Genomic DNA, 19623 nt, shown 5'->3' with positions numbered 1-19623 from the left:
GAAGCCGGAGGTTCCCATGCTTACCATCGGTTATTGCACGCTCGAAGCACAGGTCGTCGACATCACGACACTCGATGTCGATGCGATCGTCAATGCGGCGAATACGTCGTTGCTGGGTGGGGGTGGCGTCGATGGCGCGATCCATCGGGCGGCGGGCCGCGAGCTATTGCGTGAATGCGAGATGCTCGGCGGCTGCGCGACTGGCGACGCGAAAATCACGCGCGGTTACCAGCTACCGGCGAAGCATGTGATCCATGCGGTTGGACCGGTGTGGCACGGCGGGGCGCGCGGCGAGCCGGAACGGCTTGCGTCGTGCTACCGGCGCTCGCTCGAGCTTGCGCAACAGGCGTGCCTCAGCAGCATTGCGTTCCCGGCGATCAGTTGCGGCGTCTATCGCTACCCACCGCAAGACGCAGTGCGCATCGCGGTTACGACGGTGATCGACACCTTGCCGCACGCATGCGGCATCGAGCGCGTGATCTTCGCGTGTTTTGACGACGCGATGTTCAGCCGCTATCAAGCCGGACTCACGGCGCGGCGCGATCAGCCGCCGCCTTCGAAACCGGCCTGACGCCATGCCTCGAACACGACCACCGCGACCGTATTCGACAGGTTCAAACTCCGGTTGCCTGGCCGCATCGGCAAGCGTACCCGCTGTGCCGCGCCGAAGCAGCTCAACACCGCATCGGACAGGCCGCGCGTCTCCGCGCCGAACACGAACCAGTCGCCCGGCGCGAATGCGTGCGAGTGAAACGGACTCGAGCCGCGCGTCGTGAACGCGAACATTCTCGCAGGGTCAGGCGTTTCGGTGGCGACGAACGCGTCCCAGTTGCGATGCACGTGCATGTTCGCGTATTCGTGATAGTCAAGGCCGGCGCGGCGCATTTTCGCGTCGTCGAGCGGGAATCCGAGCGGTTCGATCAGATGTAGCCGCGCGCCGGTATTCGCGCATAGACGAATCACATTGCCGGTATTGGGTGGAATTTCGGGTTCGACAAGAACGACATTGAACATGGTCAACGAATCTTCAGAACTAGTGTTTCGGCGTACGCAGCACGACGAAATTCGTCACGCGTCGCGCGCCGGCCGCCTTTAGCGCACGGGCAAGTGCCTCGAGGGTTGCGCCGGTCGTCATCACATCGTCGACGAGCGCGACGTGCAGCCCATCCAACCGTTTGGCGACCGCGAACGCGTGGCCGACGTTCTGGCGGCGCGCGTTCAGGTCGAGCGTCGATTGCGGCACGGTTTCGACGACGCGGCGAATCAGCGTTGCATCCGCTGGCACGTGCAATGCCTTGCCGAACGGACGCGCGATTTCCCATGCCTGGTTATAGCCGCGTTCGATCAGCCTTCCGGGCGCAAGCGGAACCGGCGCGACAATGTCCGGCCGATGCGAGTGGCCGAGCGCGTCGTCGGCGAGTGCGGCAAGGCGTGTCGCGAACTCGCGGGCGAGCATCAGACGCGCGCGAAACTTCAGGCCAAGTGCCAACGCATCGAGCGGCGCGCGATAGTCGGCGAGCGCGAAAGTCGCATCGAACGGCGGCGGGTCGGCGCGACAGGCGGCACATTGATAACGCGCGGCGCCGATGCGTCGTGACGAACCGGTCAGCGGAAACGCGCAGACCGCGCAACGCAGCCGCGCTTCGTTCCAGTAAGCGGCGTCGCAGCCGTCACACAATGTTTTCTGCGACATATTGCCGCATAACGTGCACAGGTTCGGCAGCAGTCCCTGCACCACACGTGGCCAGAGATGCTTCGACCAGCGGATCATTGCACCTGACGATGGCCATATCGGTCGCAAAAACGATCGCGCACCGAACCCCGACCTTGCACGACGCAAGGTACGACGAATGGAGGCCAAAAATAGCCGCAAAAGTGGCCTGATGCGCATGAATCACCGCCTGGGCAAGCCGCTGACACTGAACGGATGGAAGCGAGCGAGTATACTTCGCACTCTTCGTCAGTACGACTCCCATGTCCCCGTCTTCAAGCCAATCCAGCCGTCCGGCCTATGATTCGCGACGCCTGAGGCGGATTTTCGATCGCCGCGCCGCGACCTTCAGCGAAGTCGCGTTCCTGCCGCGCGAAATCGCGCAGCGCATGCGCGAACGGCTCGATTACATCAAGGTGGCGCCCTCTCACGTGCTCGATGCAGGCTGCGGCGCGGGCGACGACCTGCCGGTGCTGCGTCAGCGTTTTCCCGAGGCGCCGGTATTCGGCACGGACCTGTCGTGGCAGATGCTCGCGCGCGCGGTGCATCACGATGTCGGCGATACGAGCTGGCGGCGCTTCCTGCCTGCCTCGCTCGGCAAGGCGCTTGGCGCGCGCGGCCCGCGTTTCACGCAAGCGGACTTCTCGGCATTGCCATTCGCGGCCAACGCGTTCGACCTGATCTGGTCGAATCTCGCGCTGCATTGGCATGCGCGCCCGGATCTCGTGTTTCCCGAATGGCAGCGCGTGCTCAAGGTGGGTGGCCTGCTGATGTTCAGCACGCTAGGCCCGGATACGCTCAAGGAATTGCGCGGCGCGTACGCCGAGGTCGAAGCTGCGCACGGCGGCCCGTCGCGCACGCACGTGATCGACTTTGTCGATATGCACGATCTCGGCGACATGCTGGTCGAAAGCGGTTTCGAGATTCCGGTGATGGACCAGGAGACGTTGACGATTACCTATCAATCTCCGCAATCGTTATTGACGGATGTGCGCCGCTGGGGCGCTTACCCGTTCGAACCCGCGGCGTCGTCCGGCGTGCCGGCGCGGCGCTTGCACAATGCGTTGCTGGCGGCGCTCGAAGCGCGCCGGTGCGCGGATGGCACGATTGCGCTGACCTTCGAGGTGATCTACGGACATGCGTGGAAGGCCGTGCCGCGGACGACCGCGGAAGGCCACGGTATTGTGCGTATCGAAGACATCGGACGCGGTCCTTCGAAGAGCCGTTGACGAAAAGCGCTAAAGGTGAGAGCGAGCGAATCCGTTATGTCGGCAATCGGGGCGGTAAAAAAAGACCTGCGCAAGGTGCGGCAAAACGGCGCAGAGGCTTGTCGCATATGGCTTACAGGCCGATAGGCGCTTGCTTGTGGATGCCATAGAACCCGCCTATAATGCGTCAGTTTGTCGCCCGGGGGGTCCCCACTTTGGGGCGGCAGGCGCAACGCGAGACAGGCGGTCGGTAGCGGGTAGCAGCGCCGCGGGCAGGTGGCGGCGAGCAGTACGAGGAGGCAGCGATGGAAGCAACCGATCTGCTGACAAGTTCTGAACCGGTCATGAAAGACTGGCTGATGAAGCGCAACTGCGCGGTGTCACCGCGGCAGTTCGTGTGGTTCTACATGTCGCTCGCGTCGTTCTCGCTGTTTATCGCTTTCATGCTGGTGCTGTGTGGCGCTTGGCTGGTGCTGCCGTTTACCGGCATTGAGTTGTTGGCGGTGGCGGTTGCTTTTGCGATATATGCGCGGCATGCGGTCGATTACGAACGCGTCAGGCTTTATCCGAACCGGCTCGTCGTCGAACAGGTCAGCGCGGAAGATGTCACGCAGTTCGAGTTTAATCCGCGCTGGGTGCGGGTCGAACCGGGAGCAACGCCACGCGATCGGATCAAGCTGGTCTCGCGTGGCGAGACGATCATGATTGGGCAGCACCTCGCGCAGTATCGGCGCGCCGAGTTCGCGAACGAACTGCGCAGGTGGCTCAGGCAGTGTTGACGGATGTCACGCGGGGAACAGCGGGCGTTCGCGGTGTATGTCGCACCGCATGTCGCACCGCATGTCGCACGTTACGCGCACACGATGCGCACGCAATCGGACGAACACTGCACCGCGCCTTCAGGGGGGTGCGGGACAGCCTTCCAGCGGGGTCGAGGGTTTGAATGGAAATTTTGGGTAAGGAAGCTATGAAAACAATCAAGCGAGCCCTGACGGGCGTGCTGGCGTGTAGCGGGCTGCTCTTCGCCGGTGCCGCCCTTGCAGCAGTCGGCGACGCTCCAGGTGGTCCGCGCGTCAACCAGATCAACCTGCAGCCGCCTGTGACGAAGATCGCTGAAGAGCTCTACAGCCTCCACATGTCCATGCTGGTGCTCTGTACGGTGATCTTCGTCGGCGTGTTCGGCGTGATGTTCTACTCGGTGTTCGCGCACCGCAAGTCGAAGGGCCATAAGCCCGCCAATTTCCACGAAAGCACTACCGTCGAAATCATCTGGACGATTGTCCCGTTCATCATCGTCGTGCTGATGGCGCTGCCCGCCACGAAGACGGTGGTTGCGATGAAGGACACGTCGAACGCGGACCTCACGATCAAGGTGACCGGCTACCAATGGAAGTGGGGCTACGACTACGTGAAGGGCCCGGGCGAAGGCATCCACTTCCTGTCGACGCTCTCGACGCCGCGTGCCCAGACGGATGGCCGCGAACCGATCGGTACGCTGTACCTGCAGGAAGTCGATAACCCGCTCGTCGTGCCGGTCAACAAGAAGATCCGCATCATCACCACGGCCGATGACGTCGTGCACTCGTGGTACGTACCCGCGTTCGGCGTGAAGCAGGACGCGATCCCGGGCTTCGTGCGCGATACCTGGTTCAAGGCCACGCAGACCGGCACGTTCCGCGGCTTCTGTACCGAACTGTGCGGCAAGGAACACGCGTTCATGCCGGTCGTCGTCACCGTGTTGTCGGATGAAGACTACGCGAAGTGGGTCGACGGCGAACAGAAGAAGCTGGCCGCCGGCGCGGACGATCCGAACCGCACCTACACGCTGACCCAACTGACCGAGCGCGGCGCGAAGGTCTACGCGGCCAATTGCGCGGTGTGCCACCAGCCGACCGGCAAGGGCGCGGGCCAGTTCCCGGCGCTCGACGGCAGCAAGATCGTCAACGGTCCGATCGCGCAGCACGTGAGCATCGTACTGCACGGCAAGGGCGCGATGCCGTCGTGGGCGCCGACGCTGAACGATGTCGAGATCGCATCGGTCATCACGTTCGAGCGCAACGCGTGGGGCAACCATACCGGCGACATCCTGCAACCGAAGCAGATCGCGGATGCGCGCAACGGCAAGCTGCCCGAAGGCGGCGATCACCTGGCCGGCGCGGCAGCGGCGGGTGCCAGCGACGCCGCAGCGGCAGGCGGCGCAGCGTCCGGCGCGTCGGACGCTGCCGGCGCGGCGCCGGCAGCCCCGGCATCGGGTGCACAATGAAGCGAAAAAACATCATGGGCGGCGCCCGCAGCAACAGCAGCGACGCCTCGTGTATCGAATCAGCCCTGCGGCGCGACGCTTCGCTGTCGGCCGAGCAGTATTTGTTTTAGGAGATTGTCATGTCTAGCATCGGACACGATGTTGTCGCAGGGCACGAACACGTGCACGGCGATCATGCGCACGGCACGCCGACCGGTTGGCGCCGCTGGCTGTTCGCCACAAACCACAAGGATATCGGCACGCTGTATCTGCTGTTCTCCTTCATCATGTTCCTGTCTGGCGGCGTAATGGCGCTCGCCATCCGCTCGGAGCTGTTCGAGCCGGGCCTGCAGATCATGCGCCCCGAGTTCTTCAACCAGTTGACCACCATGCACGGCCTGATCATGGTGTTCGGCGCGATCATGCCGGCGTTCGTCGGCTTCGCAAACTGGATGATCCCGCTACAGATCGGCGCGTCCGATATGGCGTTCGCGCGGATGAACAACTTCAGCTTCTGGCTGCTGCCGGCCGCTGCGGTGCTGCTGGTCGGTTCGTTCTTCGTGCCGGGCGGCGCGACGGCAGCCGGCTGGACGCTGTACACGCCGCTGTCGACGCAGATGGGCCCGGGCATGGACTTCGCGATTTTCGCGATCCACATCATGGGTGCATCGTCGATCATGGGCGGTATCAATATCGTCGTGACGATCCTGAACCTGCGCGCGCCCGGCATGACGCTGATGAAAATGCCGATGTTCGTCTGGACGTGGCTGATCACCGCGTACCTGCTGATCGCCGTGATGCCGGTGCTCGCAGGCGCGATCACGATGATCCTGTTCGATCGCCACTTCGGTACGTCGTTCTTCAACGCGGCAGGCGGCGGCGACCCGGTGATGTATCAACACATCTTCTGGTTCTTCGGTCACCCCGAGGTCTACATCATGATCTTGCCGGCGTTCGGGATCGTGTCGCAGGTGATCCCGGCGTTCTCCCGCAAGCCGCTGTTCGGCTATAGCTCGATGGTGTACGCAACGGCATCGATCGCGATCCTGTCGTTCATGGTTTGGGCGCACCACATGTTCGCGACCGGTATGCCGGTGACGGGCCAGCTGTTCTTCATGTACGCGACGATGCTGATCGCCGTGCCGACCGGCGTGAAGGTGTTCAACTGGGTCGCGACGATGTGGCGCGGCGCGCTGTCGTTCGAAACGCCGATGCTGTTCGCGGTGGGCTTCCTGTTCGTGTTCACGTTCGGCGGTCTGACGGGCCTGATGCTTGCAATGGCGCCGCTCGATATCCAGTATCACGGCACCTATTTCGTGGTCGCGCACTTCCACTACGTGCTGGTGGCGGGTTCGCTATTTGGCCTGTTTGCCGGCTGGTACTACTGGGCGCCGAAGTGGACCGGCTGGATGTACAACGAGACGCGCGGCAAGATCCACTTCTGGTCGTCGCTGTTCTTCTTCAACCTCGCGTTCCTGCCGATGCACTTCGTCGGGCTCGCGGGTATGCCGCGTCGTTACGCCGACTATCCGGCGCAGTTCACGGACTGGAATCAGGTAATCACGATCGGCGCGTTCGGCTTTGGTCTCGCGCAGGTGTACTTCCTGTTCGCGGTCGCGCTGCCCTGCTATCGTGGCGGCGGCGATCTCGAGAAAGCGGGCGACAAGCCGTGGGACGGCGCGACCGGCCTCGAATGGACGGTGCCGAGCCCGGCGCCGTTCCATACGTTCGAAAACCCGCCGACGGTCGAGTAAGCCGATCCGGTAACAGAGATAGAGCGATCCTTCGGGTCGTCCCGGTTTCCGCGCCAGAACGCGCGGTCACCGGAACACCGCAAGATCGCCGGCCGAACAAGTAGCGATGGAAGTGACCCGAAACACCAGCATGACCCGGAAACCACCGAAAAGGCGTACACCCGACGAAATTCGTGCAGGCAGCCGGCGGCTTGGTTTGATCCTGTTTGCTATTGCTGCCACCTTCTTCGTGGCGGCCTTTATCAAGCAGATATGGTTTTCGTAGCCGTTTGACGGTTCAGACGGCGCATAAGGAAGTTCGATGTCGATGCAATCGCCGGACGAGCTTAATCGCTCGTTCAACCGCTCGATGCTGGTCAAGCTCATCGTCGTGGCGTTCCTGATGTTCGGTTTCGGTTTTGCGCTGGTGCCGATGTACCGCGCCATCTGCCAGGTCACCGGTCTCAACAACCTGGTGCAGCGCGATACGAGTGCGGCCGAAGCGAAGAACACGCAGGTCGACATGACGCGCACGATTTCGGTCGAGTTCGACGCCAACGCGCGCGGGCCGCTGGCTTTCAAGCCGGAGCAGAACAGCATCGATGTGCATCCGGGTGAAGTGACGACAGTGATGTACCAGGTGACCAATCCGCAAGGACGCATCGTCGATGCGCAGGCTATTCCAAGCTACGCGCCGCGCGAGGCCACCGAGTACTTCAAGAAGATCCAATGCTTCTGTTTCACGCAGCAAAAGCTCAACGCGCACGAGACGAAGTTGCTGCCGGTGGTGTTCGTGGTCGACCCGAAGTTGCCGAAGGACGTGAAGACGATCACGTTGTCGTACACGTTCTTCGAACTGGATGCGCCAGCGGCGCCGGCGAAGGGTAACGCAGCAGCGCAGGGCTCGAATCCTGCCTGACGCGTGCTGGTAACAGCGGCTGCAAGTGCAGCGCGACGGGGAGGCGCAAAACATGAGCGACAACGGCCGGACCGGCAGGAAGAGCAGCTTTGGCCAATCGTTGAAGGCCGTGATGTGGTCGTTTTTCGGGGTGCGCAAGCGGCGCGATCTCGAAGCGGATGCGACGCAACTGAATCCGCTGCATGTGATCGTCGCGGCGCTGATCTGCGCGGCCGTGTTCATTGGCTTGCTGATTCTCGTGGTGCACGCGGTGGTGGGTTGATGCGGAACGGTTAGTGCGGTTGGGTGCGGTTGAGTGATACGCAGGACGATTAAAGCGAAGCGGTGCGGGGTACCCACGCGCCGTCGAAGATACAGCCGGGCAAGCCCGGAACAACTGGACTGAAGTGGAGAATCAAGAATGAGCGGTCAAAACGAGAGCCCGTACTATTTCGTACCGCACCCGTCGCGGCACCCGATCAGCGCGGCGGTGGGGCTGCTGATCATGCTGATATCGTTCGCCTCCTGGGTGAACGGCGAGCCGTGGGCGCCATTCACTTCGCTGGTCGGTCTGCTGTGGCTGCTCTTCACGCTGTGGCACTGGTTCGGCGACGCGATTTCCGAGTCAGAAGGCGGGATGTACGGCAAACGTGTCGACGTGTCGTACCGCTGGAGCATGAGCTGGTTCATCTTCTCCGAAGTGATGTTTTTCGGCGCGTTCTTTGGTGCGCTGTTCTACGCGCGTGCAATCGCGATGCACCAGTTGGGCAGCCTCGACTACAAGCTGATCTGGCCGGACTTCACCGGTGTATGGCCGAATATCGGACCGGCGGAACTCGTGTCCCACTTCAAATCGATGACGCCGTGGCCGGTACCGACCATCAATACGGCGCTGCTGCTGTCCTCGGGCGCGACGCTGACGGTGTCGCACCACGCGCTGCGCGACAATCACCGCAAAAAAGCGATCGCATGGCTCGCGGCAACGGTCGTGCTCGGCCTGACGTTCCTGTTCATGCAAGGCTTCGAGTATTTCCACGCGTACAACGAACTGAACCTGACGCTCGCGTCGGGCGTGTACGGCTCGACGTTCTTCCTGCTGACCGGATTCCACGGCTTTCACGTGTTCCTCGGCGGTACGATGCTCACCGTGGTGATGATCCGTTTGATCCGCGGGCATTTCACGGCGGAACACCACTTCGCATTCGAAGGGGCTGCGTGGTATTGGCACTTTGTCGACGTCGTGTGGCTGGGCCTGTACGTCGTCGTCTACTGGCTGTAATGCGGTTGTGAAGGCGCTTGCGCGCACCGACGGTTCAAAACACGGTGCGCGAGCAAGCAAACAGGCAAGCAAGGATCGCAGGGCAGGTAAAGACGGCAGTATTGAAGATCAAAAAAGCGCCGCCCTCGACTGTGTCGGGGCGGCGTTTTGCTTCACACAGCTCTGCGCGGTATTTCCTACCGGCCGTATGGAATGCCGGTCGACTGAATCCAGCCCATCCAGTGTGCGAACAGGATGAACAGGAACAGCGAAATGGATAGTCCGACGCGCGTCGCAAGCGACCAGACCATCCGCTTCGTGCGGCCACGGTCGTGCATCATGAAGTACAACGCCGAGATCATGCTGGCGATGATCAGCGCAAAAGCGATGGGAACGAGAATGTGCATGAAACCCACGGAAATTCAGGAAAGCAGAAGTAACTGTTGCATTATCGCACCGCGCGCAACGGTTCGTCGGATCGCGGGGTGGGGGCGATGAAGTTTCGTTGGCTGCCGGCGCTGCTGATCCTGATCGTCGTGGCGGTGACGGTGCGTCTCGGCTTCTGGCAGCGCGACCGCGCACATCAGAAGGAAGCGTTGCAGGCGCATATAACGCAGTTCGAGAACGCGCCGGCCGAACCGGTCGGCGCAACGGCCATTCCGTTAAAGGACATCGAGTTCCACCGCGTGCGGGCGGTTGGTCAGTTTATGCCCGAGCAAGTGGTGTACCTCGATAACCGGCCGTATAACGATCAGGCCGGGTTTTACGTCGTGATGCCTTTTAAACTGCGCGACGGCGGCTATGTGCTGGTGAATCGCGGCTGGCTGCCGCGCAACGCCGACGTGCGCACGGCGATCGGACCCTACGACACGCCTAAGGGCGACGTGGAAATTGAAGGCATTGCGCGCGCCGATGCGAGCCGCGCATTCGAGCTCGGCGAAGGCGGTTCCGCGCCGCACCAGAAGATTCGGCAAAATCTCGACGTGCAGGCGTATGCGGCCGAAACCGGCCTCCCACTGCAGCCGTTTGTGATCCAGCAGATCAGCGACGACGGCGACAAGCTGGTGCGCGACTGGCCGGCGCCCACCACGGGCGTCGAGCGCAACTACGGGTACATGTTCCAGTGGTGGGGCATGGCGGTCGCCGCGGTGGCCTTCGGTCTGTATGCGGCACGACGCGCCGCGAAGAAAGAGCAGCCGGAGCCGGACCCGAAGCAAGACCCGCAACAGAAACAGCAGCGCACAAGCGATGTGTGACCGATCGCCGCACCCGACGCGATGCGGGTCGTTGCGTCGTGTTGTCGCAGGCGGTGCGAGCATGAATGAGAACGGCCTACCCGGCCGCGCAATTAATTGAAGAGGTTACGCAGTGTCGATGCAAAAGCCGCAGTCCCAGTCATCCGCCGGACAGACGAAGTCGGGCGCGCGTTCGCCTTCCCCCGAGTCCTCTCCGAGGCGGGGCTCGTGGCAGCGCGGCCGCTGGATGATGCTGTTGATCGCGCTGATTTGCGCGGCGCCGGTGATCGGCTCTTATCTCACGTACTACGTGATCAAGCCGACCGGCGGCACGACAAGCTATGGCACGCTGATCGAACCGCAGCGGCCGATTCCCGACTCGCTCGTCGTCACCGGCGAAGACGGCAAGCCGATGAAGCTGGCCGCGCTGCGCGGCCGCTGGTTAATGATCTCCGTCGATAGCAGCGCGTGCGACAAGGCCTGCGCGACCAAGCTTTACTTCATGCGGCAGATCCGCGTGACGCAGGCCGGGGAACGTGAGCGCATCGTCAATGTGTGGCTGCGCACCGACGCGGCGAAGGTGCCGGAGGTGATCGCAACCGCTTATCCCGATACGCAAAAGGTGGTTGCGCCGGTCGCGGACATCAGCGCATGGCTACCCGTCGACAACGGTACGCAACTGACCGATCACATTTACATGGTCGATCCGAACGGCAACCTGATGATGCGTTTCCCGAAAGACGCGAATCCGAGCAAGATCAAAGGCGACGTGTCGAAGCTGCTGCGTAATTCAAGCATCGGCTGAGCTCATCCACGACCGCGGTAAAGGTAGATTCAGATGTTCGTATTGCAACTCGGCCTGATCGGACTGTGCATCGCGCTGCTGCCGCTCTCATACGTGTGGGTGAAGGCCGACGACGACAAATTCCGCAAACTGGTCTGGGTCACCACGTTTCTGACGTTGGACCTCGTGATGTTCGGCGGTTTCACGCGCCTGACCGACTCCGGCCTCGGCTGCCCGGACTGGCCCGGCTGCTACGGCACGTCTTCTCCGTTTATCGCGCATGCGGCGATTTCGGCCGCCTATCAGGCCATGCCGACCGGTCCGGTCAGTATGACGAAAGCGTGGATCGAAATGATTCACCGCTACTTCGCGATGGCCATTGGCGTTTTGATCATCGCGCAGGTGGTCATTACGTGGAGCGCGCGCCTTCGGCGGCGTCCACTGCATGTATCGCCGTGGTGGCCGACGGCGCTGCTGTTGCTGATCCTCGTGCAGGGCCTGTTTGGCGCACTCACGGTGACGATGAAACTGCAGCCGGTGATTGTTACCACACATTTGCTGCTCGGCCTTGCGCTGCTAGGCGCGCTTGGCTGGCTCGCCGCACGGCAAACCCCGCTACCGGTGTTCGAACCCGCCGCGGGCCGATGGCGCGCCGCCGCGCTGGCCGGACTCGTGCTGCTGATCGTGCAGATCGCGCTTGGCGGTTGGGTCAGCACGAACTATGCGGTACTCGCGTGCACCGACTTTCCGACATGCAACGGCCAATGGCTGCCGCCGATGGATTTCGAGCACGGATTTCATCTGTGGCGCGCGCTCGGCATGAACGGCGAGGGCGATATGATCACGCAGAACGCGCTCGTCGCGATCCATTGGACGCATCGCACTTTCGCGATCGTCGTCGTTGCGTACCTGCTGTGGCTGGCACTGAAACTGCGTCGTTTCGAATCGCTGCGGCGGCCGGCTAACGGCGTGCTGCTCGTGATCCTGATCCAGTTTTTTACGGGGCTGTCGAACATCGTTTTGCAATGGCCGTTGCCGATTGCCGTCGCGCATAACGGCGGCGCCGCAATCCTGCTGCTGCTACTCGTTATGTTAAACTTTCGAATCGCTTCTAGCCGTCCCGGCCGCGCAATGTTGCCCGCGCGCGATGCCGCACCAGCGTGACCCACATGGACAGCACAACACTTCCCCATTCTTCCGGTAGCCGGATTTCCCAATACCTTGCGCTGACCAAGCCGCGTGTGACGCAGCTGGCGGTGTTCTGCGCTGTGATTGGTATGTTTCTGTCGACGCCAGGCATGGTGCCATGGAAGGTATTGATCGGCGGCACGATCGGCATCTGGCTGCTGGCAGGCGCTGCGTTCGCGATCAACTGTCTGGTCGAACAGAAAATCGACGCGATGATGCGTCGTACCGCGTGGCGCCCGTCTGCGCGCGGCGAGATCACGACCGTGCAAATCCTGCTGTTCTCCGCGGTGCTGGGCGGCCTCGGCATGTGGACGCTCTATACGTTCACGAACCCGCTGACGATGTGGCTCACCATCGCGACCTTCGTCGGCTATGCAGTCGTGTACACATTGCTGCTGAAACCTTACACGCCGCAGAACATCGTGATCGGCGGCGCGTCGGGCGCGATGCCGCCGGCGCTCGGCTGGGCGGCGGTGACCGGCCACGTGCCGGGCGATGCGTGGATCCTCGTGCTGATCATCTTCGTGTGGACGCCGCCGCATTTCTGGTCGCTCGCGCTCTATCGCCGTAAAGACTATGAAAACGCCGGCCTGCCGATGCTGCCGAACACGCACGGCGAACAATACACGCGGCTGCACATCTTCCTCTATACGGCTATCCTGTTCGCGGTCACGCTGATGCCGTTCATCTCGAGAATGAGCGGGATCGTTTATCTGAGCGCGGCGGTGCTGCTTGGCGCCGTGTTCCTTGGCTACGCGTGGAAGATTTACCAGGAATATTCGGACGCGCTTGCGCGTAAGACCTTCCGTTACTCGATCATTTATCTGTCGCTGCTGTTCGCGGCCTTGCTGGTCGATCACTATGCGCGCGCGCTGATTGGCGCGTAAAGGTGGACTGGCCGGCAGCCCGATTGCATCGCAGGTTGCCCAGTCCACTTCATCAAGTCGCTGTTGCCTGACACATCATGCTGAACAAGAACCGGTTTGCCTTCGCGATGCGCGCCGCGCGCATCGCCGTTGCGGTTTGCGCGCTCGGCGGCGCCGCGTTGGTGGCCGGCTGCGGCCAGGACGCGCCCGCGTTCCAGAACGTCGATATCACTGGCAACAAGCAGTTCGCGACCGATTTCTCACTGCCCGACGCAAGCGGAAAGATGCGCACGCTGGCAGACTACAAGGGTAAGGTGGTCGTGCTGTTCTTCGGTTACACGCATTGCCCGGATGTATGCCCGACGACGATGGCTGAACTCTCGCAGGCGTTGCAGCAACTCGGGCCGGCGGATGCGAAGCGCGTGCAGGTGCTGTTCGTCACCCTCGATCCGCAGCGCGATACGGATGCGCTGCTCAGCCAGTACGTGCCCGCTTTCAACCCGACCTTCGTCGGTTTGCGGCCCGCGGATCAGGCGCAGCTCGACAAGATCACCAAGGACTTTCGCGTGTACTACGCGAAGGTCCCGGGCAAGACGCCCGACAGCTACACGATGGACCACACCGCGGCGAGCTACGTGTTCGACCCCGAAGGCCGGCTGCGGCTCTTCGCACGCGACGGTCAGGGCGCGGCGCCTTGGGTTCACGATATCAAGTTGCTGCTAGGCTAGAAGACGTCGCGCATTACCCCGTTTCGCCGCATTCGATGAGTTGGACCGCATGGCTAATGCCGTGCGGTCCATTTTTTTTGCTGTATCGCTTCAACGCGTATCGGCGCTTAAATCGAACGGCCGTCAACGTCGCAAAACATCTCGCGATGTATCTGACCTTCTCACGCGATCTCGCGATACAAATTAAATAGCACTCGGGAATTTAGGCCTATTCCTATCGGATTCCTAGATCGTGAATAGGAAAATTCGTTGCCTCGCGCAGCAATATTCGCGGGATCTCGACGCACCGCAGCCTCGAAACCATTCGGTTAGCGAAAAATTCGCCTGGCTCCCAATCGAATCAGGCGATCAAGCGGTTGACGTCGTCTCACAACGTTATTTTCCTAGTAGGTATCTGAATGAAGAAGTCATTCCTCTCGATCGCAGCAATCGGTGCGCTCGCGGCAACCGCTCTCGCTCCGATGTCCGCCAATGCGTACGACGGCACCATCACCTTCAATGGCAGCCTGTCCGCGCAAACCTGCACGATCAACGGCAACGGCACGTCCGCCAAGAACTTCACGGTGAGCCTGCCGACCGTTTCGACCAGCTCGCTGGGCAGCGCCAGCTCCACCGCCGGTCGCACGCCGTTCAACATTTCGCTCTCCAGTTGCACGCCGGGCACGGGCAATGTCGCGACGTACTTCGAGCCGGGCAACACGGACACGTCGAACGGCAATCTGCTGGTTAATTCCGGCGGCGCGGGCAATGTGGAAATCCAGTTGCTGAACAACGATGGCTCGGCGATCAAGGCGGGTTTTGCGAAGGACTCGCAGAATTCGAAGGCCGTCGCGCTGGACTCCGGCGCCGCGACGTTGAGCTACTTTGCGCAATATTTCGCGACCGGCGCGACCACGCCGGGTGCAGCCGTTTCGCAAGTCAACTACACGATCACGTATCCGTAAGCGATTCGGCTGATCGCCAATCGACCACTCACAATCCACCGCCTGCATGGCGGTGGCCTGGCGACCGGCGGCGCGCGACATCGCGTGCATGGCGGTCCCGCGCATCCTGCATCAAGTCGGGGCTGCGCGGACGTCAGATGCTCGCGATGAGGAAAAACGCGATGAAGTACCGCACATTCAATCTGATTTTCAAAGTTGCAATCCTGACCGGTCTCGCAGTTGCGAGCTTCGCCGTGACGACCGTTGCGCGCGCATCGATCGTCATTGGCGCTACGCGCGTTATCTACGGCGCCGAGGCAAGCGAAGTTACTGTCAAGCTGACCAACCAGGGCCAGGCCGCCGCGCTCGCTCAGACATGGATCGACAATGGCGATCCCAAAGCGGCGCCGTCGACGGTTTCCACGCCGTTCGCATTGACCCCGCCGGTTTCGCGTATCGATCCGGGCAAGGCGCAGACCATCCGTATTTTCCGCATCAACAACGCACTGCCGGATGACCGGGAATCCGTTTTCTACCTGAACGTACTCGAAATTCCACCGAAGCCGGGCGTCGATGAAGCAGGAGAGAACCATTTGCAACTCGCGTTTCGCACGCGCATCAAGCTGTTCTATCGGCCCGCAGGAATAAAGTCGTCTGCTGCCGACGCACCAAAGCAATTGAACTGGCAATGGTCTCGCGACGAGAGCAAAGCGACGCTGACCGTTACCAATCCGACGTCGTATCACGTGACCATCGCTTCATTCGAAGTGAAGGATGCAAACGGCGCGACGCTCGGGAAATCTCTCGACTCCGACATGATCGCGCCCGGTGCAAGCCGCTCGGTGCCGGTTGAGGATGCTCAGGTTCGCCCCGGCGAAGTCGTGCGCTTTTTCACAATCAACGACTACGGCGGCGAAGACCAGCACGAGACGCCGATCCGTTGATCGTGTCCCAAGCGGGCAGTGCGCGGCGCTTGTCGCGCACATGACCGCTTGAACGCACGAGAGCGCGCGAACGCCGGCCACGTCCGGCAGACGCGCCGCCGTTTCCCAGTCACCCACCGATTCAAGCGCCACGCTACGCGCGGCGCGTGGCTTCGCACGTCCCTGCTTCCCATGAAAAGGCAATCTGAATCCTCCGTGAGCGCACCTCGGCTAAAGCTCCTTGCAGCGCTCGTGCTGTCTATCGTCGCGGCGAGCGCTTATGGTTCCGTGACTGCGGTTGCGGAGCCGACGGGGGCAACGCCTGGGGTTGCCGACGTGCAGTTCAATGAACAGTTTCTGCTTGCGCAGGATGGCACGCGTGTCGACATTGCCCGATTCAATAAGGGCAACGTCGCATTGCCGGGCACGTACAAATCGGAGTTGTACGTGAACGAAGTGTGGCGTGGACGGGTTGACGTGAAGCTGGGCGATGTCGGCGGCGGGCGCGTCGAGCCGTGCTTCGACAACGAGTTGTTGCAGCGTGTCGGCGTTGATATGCGCAAGCTTTCTGAGCAGGCGCTCGCCGCGCCTGTGCGGTCTTCGTCGACTGGCGCCTGTATGACGCTGCCTTCGCTCGTCAAGGATGCAACCGCAACCTTCGACAACTCGGAACAGCGGCTCGATGTGAGCGTGCCGCAGATCGCCCTCGATAACAAGTCGCGCGGCTATGTCGATCCGAAGTACTGGGATAACGGCGTGACCGCGGCGATGCTGCAGTACAACGCGAACGTGTACCGCTCGAACTCGGGTGGCCTGTCGTCGACGCAAAGCTACGTGGGCGTCAATGCGGGTGTCAATGTCGGTGCGTGGCGGTTTCGCAGTCAGGGCAACGTGACCCAACGTACCGGAACGCCCACGCGGTACCAGAGCGTCGCGGTGTATGCGCAGCGCGGCATCACACCGCTGAAGGGGCAGTTGACGATTGGCGATTCCTTTACCGACGGTGCGGTCTACGACAGCTTCGGCCTGCGCGGCGTGCAACTGACCAGCGACGACCGGATGCTGCCGGAGTCGCAGCGTGGTTATGCACCGGTGATTCGCGGCGTCGCGAACAGCAACGCGAAAGTGCAGATCCGGCAGAACGGCAACATCATCTACGAGACCAACGTTGCGCCGGGCGCGTTTGCAATCGACGATCTTTATCCGACCGGATACGGCGGGGATCTGCAGGTCGTCGTGACTGAGGCCGATGGAAGCGTGCGTACGTCCACGGTGCCTTTTTCGTCCCCGGTTAATGCATTACGCGCTGGTGTGACGCGTTATAGCTTCGTCGCGGGCCAGTACCGCAATCCGTCGCTGCACGATAACCCGCCTGTGTTCCAGTTCACGCTGCAACGCGGCTTGAACAATACGGTGACCGCATACGGCGGAGCGGTAGTCGCACAAGACTACGTGTCCGGCGTGCTCGGTGCGGCGATCAACACGAAATATGGCGCCTTCGGCTTCGACGTAACACAGTCGTACGCAACCTTCGGCGGGCGCATGCCCGCGCGCAGCGGACAGAGTTATCGGTTCAGCTACTCGAAGCTCGTCGCTCCGACCGACACCAATGTCTCGGTCGCCGCGTACCGCTATTCGACAGGCGGCTTCCTGAGCATGCAAGACGCGGCCGCATTACGCGACCCGAATTATTCGATGCAACCGGACATGTACACCGCGTTGCAGAAGTCGCGGCTGGAATTGACGCTCAATCAGAGCCTCGGTGAAAAGCGCGGCACCCTGTATCTGACCGGCTCCACGCAGAACTACTGGAATCGAGGCGGCACCGACACGCAATTTCAGGCCGGTTATAACAATTTCTACAAGCGCATCGGCTACGGCGTATCGGTTTCTCGCGAGTTCGACTCGACAAACCGAAAGTGGGACACGCGTGTGATGGCCAACGTGACGATTCCGCTCGGCACCGGCGGCCACGCGCCGACTGCGACGACCATGCTGCAACACGATAGCGCGAGCGGTGGCACGCTGTTGCAGCAGTCGGTGGCGGGCACGCTCGGCGACGCCAATGCGGTTTCGTATGGCGTGAACGCGAGTTACGCCGGCGGTGGCTCGACGGGTGCGTCGACGACCGCAGGCGGCAACGTCTCATACACCACACGCTTTGCAACGCTGACAGCGAATGCGGGCGCCGGCACCGGCTATACCCAGGCGGGTGCGGGCATCGCCGGTGGAATTGTCGCGTATGGCGGCGGCATTGCGTTCGCTCCGCAACTCGGCGACACGTTCGGCATCGTCGAAGCGAAGGGTGCGGACGGTGCGCGCGTGGCCAGTGCGAGCGGCGTACGCGTCGATCCATGGGGGCATGCGGTCGTCTCTTCGCTGACGCCGTACGCGTCGAACGATGTCGAACTGGACCCGAAGGGGCTGCCGGTCAATGTCACGCTGAAGTCGACGGTTCAGCACGCGGTGCCGACGCTAGGTGCGGTCGTACCGCTGAAGTTCGAAACCGAAGCCGCAGGACGCGCGTTGCTGCTGCGCGTACGCCTGGGCGACGGAACACCGCCGCCATTCGGTGCGCCGGTGTTCGACGCGGACGGCGCTAACGTCGGCACCGTCAGTCAGGACGGCCTTGCGGTTGTCACCGGGTTGACGCGCAACGAAGGCGACCTGTCGATCAGATGGGACGCACCGGCGAGCAAGGCTTGCACGATTCACTACACGCTGCCGCAACAGCGCACGCGCGACGTGTTGCCCGCGCTTGTCGAAGTGCCATGCATGTAATGGCGCGCACTTGCCGCGCGCTCAATTTTCAAGGTTCAACGATGTTTTTCTTCATTGACACGAATGTCACGCTTCTCACTTCATTGCGCGCGCGATCGTCTGCCGCTGGCCGGTTCGTACGGTTGGCGCTTCGAACGGCCGCGCTGGCATTGATCGGTTCGCTGCTTGCTCCCGCCGCACACGCGACCTGCAAGTTCGCGTCAGGCGGCCCCGTAACGGTGACCATCCCGGTGGACGCGGTCGTCAATGTGCCGCGCGATGCGCCGAATGGCACGGTGGTCTACACGTCGCCGTATATCACGTCCGCGCCAACCGGGAAAACAAGCTGCAGCAACGATCCGTTCGGCGTTCAGAGCCTGATCGGCACGCAACCCGCTGCGATGCAGACGGTCTTTCCGATTGGCAACACCGGGCTGTCGTTCTCGTGGAAGTATGTGGACAGCGGGTCGGTTTATAGCTGGGTGAGCTATGGCAGCGCGAAGGGCAACGGCGGCGGGTCCACAACGATGCCCAATGCGTTCCAGCTGATCAAAACCGGACCGATTGCAGCAGGCGCTACCGTACCGGGCGGAGCAGTCGCCGTGTTGAAGTACGGCACGCTCGCGGTGACAACGATGTCGCTTGCCAACCCGATTTCAGTCGGCCAGGCGTCATGCGCGACACCGAACGTCACGGCGACCCTCGGCACGCACAATCTGTCGGAACTGGCGGCGGTCGGCTCAACGACGTCGTCGACAAAGTTCAGCATCGCGCTGAATAACTGTCCGTCTGGCATCAATACCATCAAGTACCAGATTGATCCGACCACGACCTTGCTGGACAGCGCGAATTCCGTGGTCGCACTGGATAGCGGTTCCACGGCGTCTGGCGCTGGGGTGCAGTTGCTGGACGCTGCCGGAAAGGCCGTGCCGCTCAGCAAACAGATCGCGTTCACGGACTTCGTCCCCGGCGCAGCGGGCAGCTATACGCTCCCGCTGAGTGCACGCTATTACCGCACCGGCGCCACCCGGGCGGGTACGGCCAATTCGTCAATGACGTTCACGATCAACTATCAGTAACCGCAGCGGCAGTCGCGGCCAGAGGTTCGTCTACCGCGTTTGGCGCATCCCTCAAGTCTCGTTTGAATTCTGCCGTTATCCCGTAAG

General features: G+C 62.0%; 20 protein-coding genes and 1 pseudogene. 18 read left to right on the top strand and 3 right to left on the bottom strand.

Features of this window, described 5'->3' with window-relative positions:
• Window positions 1-16: 16 nt before the first annotated feature.
• Window positions 17-571: an O-acetyl-ADP-ribose deacetylase gene (locus BX592_RS05575; RefSeq protein ID WP_134190660.1), complete on the top strand. Its 555-nt coding sequence runs from the start codon at window positions 17-19 to the stop codon at window positions 569-571.
• Here BX592_RS05575 and trmL read toward each other — a convergent pair.
• Together trmL and BX592_RS05565 are read right to left on the bottom strand one after the other, a co-directional pair.
• A complete protein-coding gene (trmL, locus tag BX592_RS05570; protein WP_134190659.1) occupies window positions 544-1014 on the bottom strand; it encodes a tRNA (uridine(34)/cytosine(34)/5-carboxymethylaminomethyluridine(34)-2'-O)-methyltransferase TrmL in 471 nt (156 codons plus the stop codon). The genes BX592_RS05575 and trmL overlap by 28 nt on opposite strands.
• A 19-nt stretch (window positions 1015-1033) precedes the next feature.
• Window positions 1034-1771 carry a ComF family protein gene (locus BX592_RS05565; protein WP_134190658.1) on the bottom strand — a complete coding sequence of 246 codons (738 nt, stop codon included), beginning with the start codon at window positions 1769-1771 and terminating at the stop codon, window positions 1034-1036.
• Window positions 1772-1974: 203 nt separating this feature from the next.
• Between BX592_RS05565 and BX592_RS05560 the strand changes: the two genes are divergently transcribed.
• The 8 genes and pseudogenes from BX592_RS05560 to BX592_RS05530 all read left to right on the top strand — a co-directional run bounded on the left by BX592_RS05560 (window position 1975) and on the right by BX592_RS05530 (window position 9071).
• Window positions 1975-2940, top strand: a complete 966-nt coding sequence (locus BX592_RS05560) for a methyltransferase domain-containing protein (protein ID WP_134190657.1) — start codon at window positions 1975-1977, stop codon at window positions 2938-2940.
• A gap of 284 nt (window positions 2941-3224) precedes the next feature.
• On the top strand, window positions 3225-3698 hold the full coding sequence (locus tag BX592_RS05555; protein WP_134190656.1) for a DUF2244 domain-containing protein: 474 nt from the start codon (window positions 3225-3227) through the stop codon (window positions 3696-3698).
• A 164-nt stretch (window positions 3699-3862) separates the two neighbouring features.
• Window positions 3863-5170, top strand: a pseudogene (gene coxB / locus BX592_RS05550) (cytochrome c oxidase subunit II); the annotation flags it as partial.
• A 131-nt stretch (window positions 5171-5301) separates the two neighbouring features.
• Window positions 5302-6915 carry a cytochrome c oxidase subunit I gene (ctaD, locus tag BX592_RS05545; RefSeq protein WP_134190655.1) on the top strand — a complete coding sequence of 538 codons (1614 nt, stop codon included), beginning with the start codon at window positions 5302-5304 and terminating at the stop codon, window positions 6913-6915.
• 130 nt (window positions 6916-7045) lie between these two features.
• Window positions 7046-7180 carry a cytochrome oxidase small assembly protein gene (locus tag BX592_RS33720; protein ID WP_243849343.1) on the top strand — a complete coding sequence of 45 codons (135 nt, stop codon included), beginning with the start codon at window positions 7046-7048 and terminating at the stop codon, window positions 7178-7180.
• 36 nt (window positions 7181-7216) lie between these two features.
• Window positions 7217-7813: a cytochrome c oxidase assembly protein gene (locus tag BX592_RS05540; protein WP_134190654.1), complete on the top strand. Its 597-nt coding sequence runs from the start codon at window positions 7217-7219 to the stop codon at window positions 7811-7813.
• Window positions 7814-7865: 52 nt separating this feature from the next.
• Window positions 7866-8075, top strand: coding sequence for a DUF2970 domain-containing protein (locus BX592_RS05535; protein ID WP_134190653.1), 210 nt, complete (start codon window positions 7866-7868; stop codon window positions 8073-8075).
• A gap of 138 nt (window positions 8076-8213) precedes the next feature.
• The gene (locus tag BX592_RS05530; RefSeq protein ID WP_134190652.1) at window positions 8214-9071 is read left to right on the top strand and encodes a cytochrome c oxidase subunit 3; all 858 of its coding nucleotides are present in this window, start codon (window positions 8214-8216) and stop codon (window positions 9069-9071) included.
• 176 nt (window positions 9072-9247) lie between these two features.
• Here BX592_RS05530 and BX592_RS05525 read toward each other — a convergent pair whose 3' ends face one another.
• A complete protein-coding gene (locus BX592_RS05525) occupies window positions 9248-9457 on the bottom strand; it encodes a twin transmembrane helix small protein (protein WP_075155677.1) in 210 nt (69 codons plus the stop codon).
• Between the two features lie 87 nt (window positions 9458-9544).
• Between BX592_RS05525 and BX592_RS05520 the strand changes: the two genes are divergently transcribed.
• The 9 genes from BX592_RS05520 to BX592_RS05480 all read left to right on the top strand — a co-directional run bounded on the left by BX592_RS05520 (window position 9545) and on the right by BX592_RS05480 (window position 19536).
• Window positions 9545-10306: an SURF1 family protein gene (locus BX592_RS05520; RefSeq protein ID WP_134190651.1), complete on the top strand. Its 762-nt coding sequence runs from the start codon at window positions 9545-9547 to the stop codon at window positions 10304-10306.
• A gap of 118 nt (window positions 10307-10424) precedes the next feature.
• On the top strand, window positions 10425-11090 hold the full coding sequence (locus BX592_RS05515) for an SCO family protein (protein WP_377681506.1): 666 nt from the start codon (window positions 10425-10427) through the stop codon (window positions 11088-11090).
• A 33-nt stretch (window positions 11091-11123) separates the two neighbouring features.
• The gene (locus BX592_RS05510) at window positions 11124-12233 is read left to right on the top strand and encodes a COX15/CtaA family protein (protein ID WP_134190650.1); all 1110 of its coding nucleotides are present in this window, start codon (window positions 11124-11126) and stop codon (window positions 12231-12233) included.
• A 5-nt stretch (window positions 12234-12238) separates the two neighbouring features.
• Entirely contained in the window at window positions 12239-13144 is a 906-nt protein-coding gene (gene cyoE, locus BX592_RS05505) for a heme o synthase (protein WP_134190649.1), read from the top strand.
• 77 nt (window positions 13145-13221) lie between these two features.
• On the top strand, window positions 13222-13851 hold the full coding sequence (locus BX592_RS05500) for an SCO family protein (RefSeq protein ID WP_134190648.1): 630 nt from the start codon (window positions 13222-13224) through the stop codon (window positions 13849-13851).
• Between the two features lie 398 nt (window positions 13852-14249).
• Window positions 14250-14795, top strand: coding sequence for a fimbrial protein (locus BX592_RS05495; RefSeq protein ID WP_134190647.1), 546 nt, complete (start codon window positions 14250-14252; stop codon window positions 14793-14795).
• A 161-nt stretch (window positions 14796-14956) separates the two neighbouring features.
• Window positions 14957-15718 carry a fimbrial biogenesis chaperone gene (locus tag BX592_RS05490; protein WP_134190646.1) on the top strand — a complete coding sequence of 254 codons (762 nt, stop codon included), beginning with the start codon at window positions 14957-14959 and terminating at the stop codon, window positions 15716-15718.
• A gap of 195 nt (window positions 15719-15913) precedes the next feature.
• On the top strand, window positions 15914-18478 hold the full coding sequence (locus tag BX592_RS05485) for a fimbria/pilus outer membrane usher protein (protein ID WP_243849325.1): 2565 nt from the start codon (window positions 15914-15916) through the stop codon (window positions 18476-18478).
• A gap of 122 nt (window positions 18479-18600) precedes the next feature.
• Window positions 18601-19536 (top strand): fimbrial protein, encoded by a 936-nt coding sequence (locus BX592_RS05480; protein WP_166676304.1) that lies wholly within the window; start codon window positions 18601-18603, stop codon window positions 19534-19536.
• The last annotated feature ends 87 nt before the right edge of the window (window positions 19537-19623 follow it).

Origin of the sequence: Paraburkholderia rhizosphaerae (genome assembly GCF_004366595.1) — a bacterium.
Taxonomy (GTDB): Bacteria; Pseudomonadota; Gammaproteobacteria; order Burkholderiales; family Burkholderiaceae; genus Paraburkholderia; species Paraburkholderia rhizosphaerae.
This window is presented reverse-complemented; position numbering and strand designations above follow the sequence as displayed.